Source organism: Pseudomonas sp. W15Feb34, from assembly GCF_023127765.1.
GTDB lineage: Bacteria > Pseudomonadota > Gammaproteobacteria > Pseudomonadales > Pseudomonadaceae > Aquipseudomonas > Aquipseudomonas synxantha_A.
Window position 1 is genome coordinate 24,854 of sequence record NZ_SPKN01000024.1, and the last position, 12,298, is coordinate 37,151.

The 12,298-nt window shown below is 50.1% G+C and carries 11 protein-coding genes; 6 read left to right on the forward strand and 5 right to left on the reverse strand.

Annotation, left to right across the window (positions count from 1 at the left end):
• Nucleotides 1-156: 156 nt before the first annotated feature.
• The 3 genes from E4O97_RS10670 to E4O97_RS10680 are packed head-to-tail and all read right to left on the reverse strand — an operon-like array spanning nucleotide 157 to nucleotide 4,343.
• Nucleotides 157-2,490, reverse strand: coding sequence for an AAA family ATPase (locus E4O97_RS10670; protein WP_248161339.1), 2,334 nt, complete (start codon nucleotides 2,488-2,490; stop codon nucleotides 157-159).
• Entirely contained in the window at nucleotides 2,465-3,130 is a 666-nt protein-coding gene (locus E4O97_RS10675; protein ID WP_181640127.1) for an ABC-three component system middle component 1, read from the reverse strand. The genes E4O97_RS10670 and E4O97_RS10675 overlap by 26 nt, the downstream gene beginning before the upstream one ends.
• A complete protein-coding gene (locus E4O97_RS10680; protein WP_181640126.1) occupies nucleotides 3,111-4,343 on the reverse strand; it encodes an ABC-three component system protein in 1,233 nt (410 codons plus the stop codon). The genes E4O97_RS10675 and E4O97_RS10680 overlap by 20 nt, the downstream gene beginning before the upstream one ends.
• A gap of 597 nt (nucleotides 4,344-4,940) precedes the next feature.
• Between E4O97_RS10680 and E4O97_RS10685 the strand changes: the two genes are divergently transcribed.
• The 6 genes from E4O97_RS10685 (at nucleotide 4,941) to E4O97_RS10710 (ending at nucleotide 9,727) form a co-directional block, all read left to right on the forward strand.
• Nucleotides 4,941-7,199, forward strand: a complete 2,259-nt coding sequence (locus E4O97_RS10685) for a hypothetical protein (protein WP_248161341.1) — start codon at nucleotides 4,941-4,943, stop codon at nucleotides 7,197-7,199.
• A gap of 36 nt (nucleotides 7,200-7,235) precedes the next feature.
• Entirely contained in the window at nucleotides 7,236-7,739 is a 504-nt protein-coding gene (locus E4O97_RS10690; protein ID WP_181640124.1) for a 3'-5' exoribonuclease, read from the forward strand.
• A complete protein-coding gene (locus E4O97_RS10695) occupies nucleotides 7,732-8,133 on the forward strand; it encodes a hypothetical protein (RefSeq protein ID WP_248161343.1) in 402 nt (133 codons plus the stop codon). Before E4O97_RS10690 ends, E4O97_RS10695 begins: the two co-directional genes overlap by 8 nt.
• Nucleotides 8,134-8,210: 77 nt before the next feature.
• Complete coding sequence (locus E4O97_RS10700; protein WP_248161345.1) at nucleotides 8,211-8,579, forward strand: histone-like nucleoid-structuring protein, MvaT/MvaU family; 369 nt, start codon at nucleotides 8,211-8,213, stop codon at nucleotides 8,577-8,579.
• Nucleotides 8,580-8,634: 55 nt separating this feature from the next.
• A complete protein-coding gene (locus E4O97_RS10705; RefSeq protein WP_248161347.1) occupies nucleotides 8,635-9,069 on the forward strand; it encodes a hypothetical protein in 435 nt (144 codons plus the stop codon).
• A gap of 163 nt (nucleotides 9,070-9,232) precedes the next feature.
• Nucleotides 9,233-9,727 (forward strand): GNAT family N-acetyltransferase, encoded by a 495-nt coding sequence (locus E4O97_RS10710; protein WP_248161348.1) that lies wholly within the window; start codon nucleotides 9,233-9,235, stop codon nucleotides 9,725-9,727.
• Nucleotides 9,728-10,344: 617 nt separating this feature from the next.
• On the opposite strand, the gene E4O97_RS10715 is transcribed toward E4O97_RS10710, so the two are convergent.
• Nucleotides 10,345-10,947 carry a DUF262 domain-containing protein gene (locus E4O97_RS10715; protein WP_248161349.1) on the reverse strand — a complete coding sequence of 201 codons (603 nt, stop codon included), beginning with the start codon at nucleotides 10,945-10,947 and terminating at the stop codon, nucleotides 10,345-10,347.
• Between the two features lie 512 nt (nucleotides 10,948-11,459).
• Nucleotides 11,460-11,918 carry a thiol-disulfide oxidoreductase DCC family protein gene (locus E4O97_RS10720; RefSeq protein ID WP_248161350.1) on the reverse strand — a complete coding sequence of 153 codons (459 nt, stop codon included), beginning with the start codon at nucleotides 11,916-11,918 and terminating at the stop codon, nucleotides 11,460-11,462.
• Nucleotides 11,919-12,298: the final 380 nt, after the last annotated feature.

The following is a 12,298-nucleotide window of genomic DNA, read 5'->3' on the forward strand; positions in this document are numbered from 1 at the left end:
ACATACAGCAGGCGACGCATGCCAAGGAGTTATCTTTACCCTCGCGTGCTGTCAGAAGCAGGCTTGACCCCAAGAGCTTGTCGTAACTGAAAAGGAAGACAACAACGCTATTCCCGTCTTGGGCCACCCAGTTCCACTAGGTCGCCACAGGTAGCTCTACGAGGCTTCTTTCGCCAAGAGCTGCATGTTGAGCGATCTCGCGGTTAAACCCGCTCTGTCGAAGCGGTAGCGCATGTAAGCCGAGATGTCGTCCTCGTGGGAAGACAGTATCAGCTGGCAATGTTTAAGCTCGCAACGAAGTAGGTCGGTCAGGGAGGCCACGTTCACTTCATCCAGGGACTGTGATGGATCATCAATCAAGATGAGGGGGACTCGAGAATAAACCTTGTTGAGAGCAAGGAAGAAAGCGAGGCTGAGTGCAGATACCTGACCTGAGCTCATGGACATGACTGCGTCGTGTTCTGATTTTTCCGCCGTCAGGAACCTAAGCTGTGTACCTTCTCGGCTCTCGATGAAAAGCCCCAGCCCGCGTTGATAGTTTTGAATGAGTCGACCACTGTAGATGTGGAATATTAGCTCAATCGCCGCAATGGTTTGGTCGGTATAGTTCTGTTCTGTGCGCTTCAGCGTGGTGCGCAATGTATCGACTTTATCTTGAGCTTTTCTGGCCGCTTCGTTTTCCTTTTCATAAATTTTGAGATCAGTTAGGCAGGTCTGAAGTCTAGCGTTCTGCGATTCGTTTGCTTTCAGTGATATGTATTTTTCTTTGCTAGTTAAGTCTTCGAAAGTGACTATATAGAAGTCTTCAAAAGCCTTGAAGGTTGAATTGATTGTTTCTCGCCAGTCATCTGGTAGTGGGAGGCCATCGACTTCGATCTGCTTCTTTGCCAAGATCTCCTGTTTAAGAATTTGTAGGCGCTCATTGATTAAGCTGTCAATGTCTGTAAATAAGTATGACGCTTGAATATTTCTATCTTTTAGATTTGTTCGTAATTGAGTTATGGCTGGAAGCCGAGCCTTGATTTTCGTCAAGGCCTCATGGAGCGTGGGATTGAACGTAGGTGTAAGCGTATTGAGACGATCCTGGATGAAGGTGTTAAGCAGTGCCAATTCACCGTCCATTGCCGCGATCAAGCTGAGTAAGGTTTGACCATCCTGGCTCAGTAACTCGGAGATTTCCTTGGTACGTTTGTCAACGGCCTTCACCATCGACTGGTGGTCTTCCCAATCTGCTCCACAAAGAGGGCACAATTTATCGTCTGAGTTAACCTTTTTGTGCTGATCGACTAATAACTTTTTAAGGCGATCCAGTTCGGCAATAATGCTGGCATTGGAGGTGCTTTGATTTTGAAGACTATCACGGGCTAGTATTTGCGCTTCAAACCACTCAAGTCGACCTTCGGCCCAATTGGTCAGCTTTCGGGCATCATCAGGTTTTATTACCAATGCACCGCGCTTGATGATTGCTGATAAAGTTCCTAGGGCTTCGATCTCTTTTTTGATGGTATCTAGTACGTCTAGACTATCTAGATCTGTGCCAAATTCGGCAAGCTTTTTCAAAGATTCTTCATTTCGGTTTACGAAGACGTCAATGGAGTCATTGAATGCCCTGGTTCTAATTGTTGCTTTCAGCGGTAAGAGATCCGTGATTTTTTGAACAGATTCTTGGTAGGTGGAGTGATCAGCTACTGAATAGGTTGCAAAAAGGACTTCATTATCCCACCCCGGCTGCACGTCTGTGGTAGATATTTTTTTGTATTCAATGGCGTCTGTGTCAGCCTGTAGTGCGCCACGTAGGGTTTGCAGTTCCTCTTTAAGCGATTCGGCCTTAGCGTTCCGATCAGCATCTTTTATGAATTTGGAGAGCTTGGTGGAGGCCGTAGTGCAGTTCTCAATCTCAGTTTCGATTTCGCTAATATTGAAAAGATTGCCAAGCTGATTCTTGCGGTCGTCCACTCTTGTATGGAGAAGCCGGTTTTGCCCTTGCTCTAGATAGTTTAGGAAGGAAAAGTTTTCTCTGAAGTGCTTCCCGAATACTTCTTCTAGGTAATGGTTCTCACGGGCATTAGAAGGCGTAAAGTCTTGTGATTCAAACTCTGGGAGCTCATAAAGTTTGAAGTGCTCGTACTTGTCGGCACGATTGTTGGATTGTTTTCTGAAGGTTTTGGCGGGGCAGTGGCGAGCCAGGGTAAGTTTTCGGCTTTCGTTCGAGAACTCTATCTTGATGTAAAGGTCATTTTCTCCTGAGCGTTTATTCCAGAAGAGGTTGTCGGCATAGTCTTTTTTGTTTTTTGTAAGAAGTGTCAAGAAAAGTTCTTGGATTCTCTTGATTTCACCAGTAAGCAGTAGCTCGATGGCGTCGAATATGCTTGTTTTTCCATAACCGTTAGGGCCGTCCAGAGTTAGCAAGGACGACTCGCCGAGATCCAAGTAAATGTGCTTGAATGCTTTGAAGCTAGAAATTTCAATCTTGGATATTTGCCAGTTCATTGCGAATCATTTCCTTGATCAAGTCGTCGGCGTTGTTTTTTGTGACTTGCTGCATAATGTGGTACGTGTCATTGAGGCCAGCTTGCGCTACGGCTTCACCAGCCTGTAAACGCAGAGACACGAGGTTTCCTTGATGGCTTGGTAGTTCCAAGAAAGGAAGTTTGATGAAGGTCTTCGCAGCGAAACTGTACTGTGTTGCGGTAAGAGGATTGTCTTTATAGCCAAGAAATTCCTTTTTGTCAGCGATCACATCCAACAGTTTGTCGTAAGTGAAGTCTGTGAGAGCGCTTTCTTCCGCAACGCTGTAGTACAGGACATATTTTTTATAAAAGTGTGGGTCTTCTTCAATTGCAAAGATTTCTTCTTCGTGATTCTGAAACTCGGCCAGAACGTCTAGGCGATGAATGCAAATCAGATCGCAATTCTTCTTGAAGCTTGGATTTCTGAGAAATTCCTCGGGAGCGAGGTGATTGATTTTGTTGTTCAGCTCGGCTGGGTCAGCAAGGTCGTCTAAAATATGTACCACTGCGAATCTGATGGCAGATCCAGACTCGCGAACATAAAAGCTTGTGGTGTCCAGTTCACGTTTACTCACAAAGCCATGGGCAGCAAGTGCTTCATCAATGAGTTGCTTTATCATTCAGTCGACCCTCCGCGTCGTCTTTGGTTAGTACGCTAATGCATAGCGATTTGGTGATGTTACTTTCAAGCTTCTCAGTGGCCAGTTTGTTGTTGAGATCATCTGGGTTTGTGAATTTTGTATTAAAGTTGAATGAGGCTTCTGCTTTGCTAGCGATTAGGTGGTTATACTCAAAAAGCAGTCTGAGTAGATCCCCGTTGTTTTTCATTTCACGGATCATATCAGACTCACACTCTTCGCTTTCATCAACGTCGAGAGCGGTAGGTACGTAGAATCGATTTTCTCCATCCAGATAGTGTGGAAGGCGGTTGAATATAGGTTCCGCCGAAATAGCCTGGATGAGCTTGGTGTATCGCCTAATGTCGTTCGTCTGAACGTCTTGAAACCGCTCGGAAGGTTTCATCATCTGGCATAAGATTTTCAATTCGTTAATATGTGTATCGCGAATGTGCTCGCACAGATGCCTGGCTCTCTCATAGGTCGCGTCACTCATTGTTGGTAACGCCTGATCCAGTCGTTCTTCTAGATGGGTTTGGAGTCTGGCCTTCAACTCAACCGCATAGTAGTCCCGATTCTGATAGGGGTTTTCGGCCAGCAGGTCATCTAAAATGTTTCTGGCCTTGATGCGGCCCTCGTATGCGGCTCTGTCTTCTGAGATTCCGTCGACTTGATTTGATTTGTGATTATGTATTGCCTTGGTGCTGATTTTTTCTGACAGTAAGCAGTAATTAAAATTTATAAGGTTGTCACTGGCAATAATAGACTGCTTCTCACATAGCTTTCTAATGAGTTTTTTAGTTAGCTCTTCAATTTCACCCAAGCCGCAATGATAGTTGTCTCCGTAGCGGTAGAATTTTACTGTTTCTCCGCTAGCGCCTTTGTGATCGTCTGTATTGTTCAGCTGGACGGATACGTGGAAGTAACGGGTCGTTCCTTTGATTTTGTCGTATTCTATTAAAGTGGACTGTTCCAGTGCCGTGGTGTAGCCACTACGATATTTGCTTATCTTCGCTTTGACTTGATGGGCGGTGTGCAGTTTTCCATCTTTATAAATAGCGAAGTCATCGCTACTATCTAGTTGAAGCTCGAACTCTAAATCGCCATCGTAAATAAGCTTGAGGGAGTGATAAAGTGCGATCTTTCCTTGATACACGAAGCCGCTCCAGGACGACACCGCGCTGGCGGGGTACTTCTCATCATCTTCTTGACTCACATGAACTCCTTTCGCTGTTAGCGATCTGTCAGTGTGGCCGAATGATATCACTTCGTTTCGTTGATTTTGCGTATCTGATTTGGGTTTTTTCTTTTTACTTTTCTGGCATTTATTTGTCGCCAAATAATTGGTAAGGAAACGATTCAGTGATCCGAAATTTTGTCTGTGGGCAGTCGACCAACATACTGCCTATGGCCCTTATACGAACACCCAGCTGGTCTGCGAGCAATGTGAGCCGGCCTAAGTGCAAGGCGGGCGGCATTTGAAGGTTATGAGGATTTCGATGCCAAGTGGCTCGTCGATAGCGCCATCGGCAGAAAAACACAGAAACTAGGGGCTTGGAATCCTAAGCAAAGAAAAGTAAGCCACCACCGGCTGGTTCTGGTGGCCTACCTTGCGCTGAGGCGTTACGCCTTCGCGGCGCTCTCGTCATGGAGAATCAGCTGGATATGTTTCATATGTCAATTGTCCTCACAATTCTACCCTCCTCAAACTAGGTAATTGCGGTTTCTGCCACCACAGCCCCGGTGTAATTGTAGTTCCGCTATGATGGCTCTCTGTCCGACCTCTAGATTTTGTTTCAAGGATCGAATGCCCATGACGCCCCCAAAATACGACCTTCACCTCTTAGGTTGGCATAGTTTTCAGCAGCTGTGCATAGCGGTAGCCTCAACAGTTTTGGGCCAGACAGTCGAAACGTTCCTTGAAGGAAATGACGGAGGCCGCGATGGTGGGTTCAAGGGAACGTGGTCTCCTCAGCTAAACGAAGTGTATGCAGGCGAATTCGTCATCCAGTGCAAGTTCACATCGCGCCGTGATCACAATCTCACTCTATCTGATGTGACTGGCGAGCTTGAAAAGGTGCGCGGACTCGTCGCCAAAGGAAAGTGTGATGTCTATGTCCTGATGACAAATGCAGGCTGGACAGGGGATAGCAATCTCAAAATACGGTTGGCGTTTGAGGATACTGGGGCCAAGCACGTGCTTTTGCTGGGTTCTACCTGGATCTGCGAGAAGATCCAGCTGAACAGTGATCTGCGCATGAATGTGCCCCGACTCTACGGCCTTGGCGACCTTAGCCAGATCTTGGATGAGAGACGGTACAAGCAGACGAAGGCGTTGCTGACGGAGCTTCCCGACCTTTCAAAGCTCGTGGTGACGGGCACCTATCGCAAAGCGCTTCAAGCCCTTCAGCAGCATGGCTTTGTTCTGTTGGTTGGAGAGCCCGCAGCAGGTAAGACAACGATTGCCTCACTCATGGCCATGTGTGCGATGGACAAATGGGAAAGCTTAGTATTGAAGCTGGAGAGGCCTGAGCAGATAAGAGATCACTGGAATACTGAAGAAACATCGCAGTTCGTATGGGTTGATGACGCTTTCGGGGCGATGCAGTACGAAGCAGACTTGGTGATGGAGTGGAACCGGATTCTTCCCGCTCTCACGACCATGATCCGAGGTGGGCATCGGATAGTTCTGACCAGCCGTGACTACATTTACAACAGCGCACGACGTGACCTAAAGAAAACAGCATTTCCTCTTATGGAAGAGAGCCAGGTTGTCATCGACGTGAAAGAGCTGACCTCCCAGGAAAAGTCAGAAATCCTCTACAACCATGTGAAGCTTGGAAACCAACCACAGCGGGTTCGGACGGTCTTGAAGGAGTTTCTTCCTGCTGTGGCAGCTCACAGTCGGTTCGCTCCCGAGACTGCTCGGCGTTTGGGGAGCGCTGAATTCACCAAAGCGCTAGAGATTGACCAGAAAAATATCGACGAATTTGTCGCGAAGCAGGAGCGATGGCTCGTCGAGACGATGCAGGGTATGGATGACGAGAGCCAGGCCGCACTTGCTCTTCTCTACATGAAGCATGGAGCAATCGAAAGCCCGGTGAGTCTGTCTAGCGGCGAGATGCAGACAATTGAAAGGCTGGGCGGTAGCCAGTCCGGGTGTATCCGAGCACTGGAGAGCCTCCGGGGTAGTTTTCTTCAGATGGCAGATACGGCTGATGGACGTTTCTGGCGATATAAGCATCCTACGATTGGGGATGCTTTTGCGTTGATACTCGCCCAGAGTCCTGAACATCTGCAGATTTTTGTGGATGGAACACCGATTGAGCGGTTGATGGAACTGGTGACATGCGGCAACGCAGGGGTTCAAAACGCTACGATTCTGCCTTCAAGCATGTTCGCAGCAATCGCGAATCGGTGCTGTGAATACGTTGCATGCGAAGGCGAGATGGAGCGCGTGAGGCGGGGGAGGCTGTATTCTTTTCTGCAACGCAGGACAAATGACGCGTTCCTATGCATCTACTCGAGAGTAGATGGAAATCTGCATTCCAGCTTGGTTCGTGACTTCGCGATAAACCTGTTCACGAGGTCGTCTGATCTAGCTCTCCGTCTGCTACGGCAAGGGCTTTTACCTGAGTCAGCGAGAGAAGCGATTTCCACCAAGATTCGGGACTTTGTCTTTGATCATGATGAGCTCGGGCACATCTACGATAACGAGATGCATGAGTTCTTCACAAGCCACGAGCGTGAAGACTTCTACAGCGATGTACAGAAACATGTGCTGCCTGACCTGGACAGGGTTCGCAAGTCCCTGCAGGAATCGTATTGCTACGAAAACGATCCTGATAACCACTTTTCTGATTTTATTGATGAGCTAGAGGGTATTTACGCGGCCTTTCCGGGATGGCCAGGTATCGAGGATGTGGTCGATACCCAACGGCGTCGAGTTGACGATTGGGTGAGTGAGGTCTCGCAAGAGCGGTATGAGGAACCAGCAGTCGGACGGAGCGATTTGATTCGGCCCTCTGCAACGGGGGGAGGACGTAACATCTTTGACGATGTAGATCTCTAAACTAGGTGAAAAAGGGTAAGGGCTACGGAGGAGAGGATGAAGCTATTTTTGGACTGTGAGTTCACTCGGCTCAACCGAGACACGAAGTTGATTTCGCTGGCACTCGTGTCCGAAGCCGGGCACGAATACTACGTCGAGCTCACAGACACGTACGTCACTCAGGACTGCAGCGACTTCGTGATTCAAAATGTCCTGCCACAGCTTAATCTGCCTGAACATGGGCAACCCTTGGTCGAAGCTCAAACCTCACTGCTCGCTTTCTTGAGCAACCTTGAAGGCCCGCTCGAGATTTGCTCGGACGCACCGGATTGGGACTGGGATCTCTTCTGCCAATTGGCCTACGTAAATCATCGTTGGCCTGCTAGCGTTGCCAATAGTCCAACCAACCTGATCCTGCTATTCAGGCATCTCGAAGCGGATGATATCGGCGACGTGACGCTCCCGGAACTTCCGCATCACGCGCTGCTGGATGCTCGCCTCTTAGCCGACCTTTATCGTCGACTGACTGCCGGTTCCAATCGAGGCATTGAACATGGCTGATGATCTTCGTACGCGTGAGTCTGTCAGGCGCAAAGCCCTCTGGACACTTTCGCACCTGGTGCCGGGCAACCCACAAGCTGTCGCTATTTTGAATGTGCTTGACGACATTGAAGACCAAGAGCGCGTCGACTTAAACCAGAGTCATCCACATCTCGATATTGATGCTGTCCGCAAAGCAGTCCTGATTGAGCGCCACAGTTCCGGTATCAACATCGTTGACGAGGCCAATATTCCTCAGCCGTGGCGTGAGCGTTTTCTACAAGCGAGCATCGGCTCGACGCGCTTGGTCGATGGCCTGTACGCCCATGACTGGGACAAATTTCTGACTCAATGGCAGGCTGAAATGAAGCACTTGGATGCTCACATGTCTGCAAGGCGTGAGCGTCAGCGTTAGGCGTCGGAGTGCACCTTCAATTGTCTACTTTGGATAGTGCTGACTATACTGACAACACTAAATATCTGAGGTGTTACATGTCCCGTCTCGCTGAATTCCGCGCGCTTGAACAGCAGCTTGCTGCCCAATTGGCAGAGCTTGAAACACTGAAAAACGATGATGGCCTGAAGCGTGAGATCGAGTTCGAGAAGAATCTCCGCGATCTTCTGGGCGAGTATGGCTACAGCCTGCGCAACATCGTCGCGATTCTCGATCCGCAATCTTCTAGCCGCCGCGCTCCTGCAGTCGCTGAGACCAAGGGCGTCCGCAAGGCGCGCGCCATCAAGGTTTACAAGAACCCTCACTCAGGTGAAGTGGTTGAGACCAAGGGTGGCAATCACAAAGTGCTGAAGGAATGGAAAGCCGAACATGGCTCCGATACGGTCGAGAGCTGGCTGGCCCAGTAAAATCTGTTGAGTACAAATGGAGGGCCCTGCGGGCCCTTCTTTATGGGGATAGAAAATGCTTCGTTCAGCAGCGCTTGAGTTGGCAACGAGCTTCAGGTTGGCAGTCGAGATGGTCGTACAGACCGACGATGTCCCCATGCACATTCAAGGTTTCCCACCCGGATGCTGCGGAATCTTTTCTGAGCTCATGGGCGACTATTTGAACACCGTAGGACTTGGCGAATTCTTCTATGTTTGCGGGATGAAGGACGGCGCTTCACATGCTTGGCTTGAAGTCGATGGACTGATCGTCGACATCACCGGAGATCAATTCCCTGACCGACCTAGTATCTATGTCGACACACGAGACGCTTGGTACGGCGAGTGGGAGGAGGACATCAAGCACTTGGCGGTTCATGAACCCTCCGCATTCTTCTATGGGGAAGAGCGCCGTTTTCTAGAACGGGTGCTGGCGCAGCTCAATAGCCGTGAATCATCATTCGCCTCCTGAACTCGCCATAAGGCTCTTCTGACACGCTCGATGGGTCAGGCAAATCAACGGCGCAGATTTAGCAGAGAGGGCTCTAGGGCAGGCATTACGGCCCGCTTCATGTGGTGCGTGGAACCTGCAGACCCATTACCATGCCCGCTTCTAGGATCATCGAGGTAATGATATGTGGGTATCTGTATACCGCTCTGCCACCCCTGACGATGCAGCGAATTGCTTCCGCGTCGAGAGCTTAGCCTGGGTTGGCGACGCGAACGCGACCCTGGAAGAATTTCAGGAGTGGATTCAGCGCAATCCCGAGAACTTCCTCATATATGAGCATGAAGGAAAGTTCGTAGGCTTTGCTCATTTCGGTCACTCGGATGACGATTTCATTACGGAAGAAGGGTTCAAAGATCAGTGCAATGCTGATGCGAGCGCACCTTGCTTCCACATCAGATCAATCGCAATCGATCCGTCCTTTCACAGCCATGACCTAGCAGCACTGATCGCTAACGTCGAGCCCATCGCCGAGGAGCTAGGCAAAAAGTCGATGCACCTGCGTTGCAGAGATCAGTACGTAGACTTTTTCAAGGATCAGGGTTATCGATATATCCAGGCGATGACTTCCGACGAGATCAGCACTTGGCATGAGATGGGAATCAAAAAGAGATGGGATTGATCGCTGGAGTCCATCGCGCGTGCGGCTCAATCGAATGACTGCGTTAGCTCCGCGTGGGTAAGCCACGCAGTTGACTCGGGACGGTAAGCCACTGACGTGGGCGCCATGGTTTCAGTGAGTCGAGCTTCCTCGGACACCTTTTTTTACCGTTCTGAAAGCATGCTAAATGGCGGCGGCTGCAAGCAGGTTGCTTACACGCTGCCGTTATTTCTGAACCAGGTCTTTGTATAACTCACGGGCCGCAAGGATCTGATCCCTGAGTTCCTCGGGGTCAATGCGCATGCCACCGCGAGGCGTTACCTGAAGAGTCTTTAGGCGGTTCGCAGCCTTGATGAATTCCCGTTCTTCCGCCTGAACCCATGCGGGGCGCTTGTCTTTCCAAAAGAGCCAACCCATTTGCCCGGCCTCATCTTTGATCGGATGCTCAGCAGTATGTGGGAGCGGTAGCCAATGTCCAAGCAAGAAGGTAAGTCGGATCGCTCTGCAAGCAGAGCGTGCAGACCATGATGGTCGAAGAGCGAAAGGATGGAAGCCCGAAGGGCCGAGACCCAGCGTAGCGGGGCTCGGTTTACGACAGCCGCTCCCGAAGGGATACGCCCGACCGCCTTGATTAAAGTTTACCGAACAGCCCGTTGATCAAATGACCGAGGCACTACGCCCAGCGCGCAAAGATCGTATGTCCTGCGCAATACCACCTCGTCGCCAGACGACACCCTGGCATGGTTGAAGATCGTCGACAGAAAGCGTTTCCTTTCGCCGTTGCCGAGCTCAGACCAAATCCTTGGCTGTCCTTGTGCATCAGCAATCGCCAAGCGGTCGAGGAAATACTCTTCCAGGCTGTGCAGACGTTGTTGGCCATCAATCAAAATTTCACTGTTTTCGGCTAATGCCCTGATACCGATCACTGGCTCGTACCAGTCATTCGTGAGGTAGCTCCCCAGGTCTGCCCCTGACCAAACAGCGGAAATAAAACGAGCCTTCTGCCCTAGGTTCCACTCCAGCCCGCGCGCCCACGATGGAACGGGCATGCCCATAACGAATCGCGCAGCCCACGGAAACTGCTCACGAACGGAGGAGGGATCTACCAGATACTTTTCCCAATGGCCGACTAAGACCTCGAGGGGACAATGACTGACGGTCGTGGGCAGAGGACGCTGCGGCATATGGATGTGCCGATCTGATGTTCCGCCGTCGGCGTAGCGTTTAAAAAAGGAAGTCATGGTTTTCCTGGGGCGTTCAGATAAGGCGAAGTGTTCGATTCAGTACGGGTGCATCGCCAAGCGTCGACCGTTTCGATAATCAACAGATCTCGTTCGATAGAAACGTGGATCTGGTCGCTATCGACAAGCGTGTGCACATAGCCTTCGACGTGGGATGCTGCCTTATCGAATGCGTAAGGTGAGTCGGATGACTCAATGTAACTAATCAGTCGTTCCCAGGTTCTCCGCTGACGGTTGCCCAGGATCGTCTCGGGAAACGATATCGCTCCCCGCAGAATCTGAATGGATGCAGGCTTTGATTTGGTCAAGGCTGGTTTCTCACCGTGTACATACAATTGAAAACGGTGTGTTTTGGCGAAACTTGAGCTGGATGGAGGATTTTTGTGCAGATGCTGCAGAGACGCGCATGCCGCCTTCAGCAAAAGAAGGCATTCGCGATATGTGTAAAGCGGAAAACGAAAAGATCATGCGTTCGATCATATATCACCGACCCTGACGCCTGAATCTAAGGTCTAGTGAACCACTGCGACGTTTGCTTTCAAAAAGCGCTTATCGTGATCTGCCGCTGGAAGGTGGGTGGAGTCGTACTGACCAAACAACCGATAGCGATTTACCGCGATTTTGTCGTACATCCAATCTCGCATTGCTGCTGGTACAACACGTGCAGCCATGAGCCAGCGCCACGGGGCATTTAGGCGACCTAAAATCTCGAACATCGCCTCAGAACGTATGGACACCTTGTTGTTTGAGATGAGAACAATGGTGTTGAATTTGTCCTGCGGCAGTCCGGCCCACCTCAAAAGCTCTTGGCCCTCAGGCGACTGAACCGCAGCGAGCTGAATTCGATGAGCCTTGTCATAGTGGATGATGAACCTAGCCCACCCGTTGCAGAGCTTGCATGTGCCGTCGAAGAGAACTGCCGTGTCCCCGGATTTTAGGAACGGGGCAGTGGATTCGGTTTTCGTGGTCATTCAGTCTGCTGTTTCATTTACAGTTCCCTGCCTTTCGGTAGTCCGCCAATCGAGATGCGATTCTGACTCGAAGGCTGCCTGGTTCTTTGGGGAAAGCCTTGTTTTGGCTTGGGCAACCCTCAGGCAAATGCTAAACATGGCTTTTACTATTGCTGATGATGTACGCAGATGACTCCAAGCGAGATGCGGTTGTTGTTTTTGGCGATTGCCCCGACTTTGCCGTAAGGCCAATGACAACCCGTCAACTACAGCCTTATAGCTTTGAGTCCAACTGCGTTCTTTAGGTACGAACAGGTTTGAATGTCCCATGCTGCGGCAAGAAATTAGTCGGCAGTCGCGTCGTTGCTCCTGCTAGTGCAATAGCAAGTCCCATCGTCCTG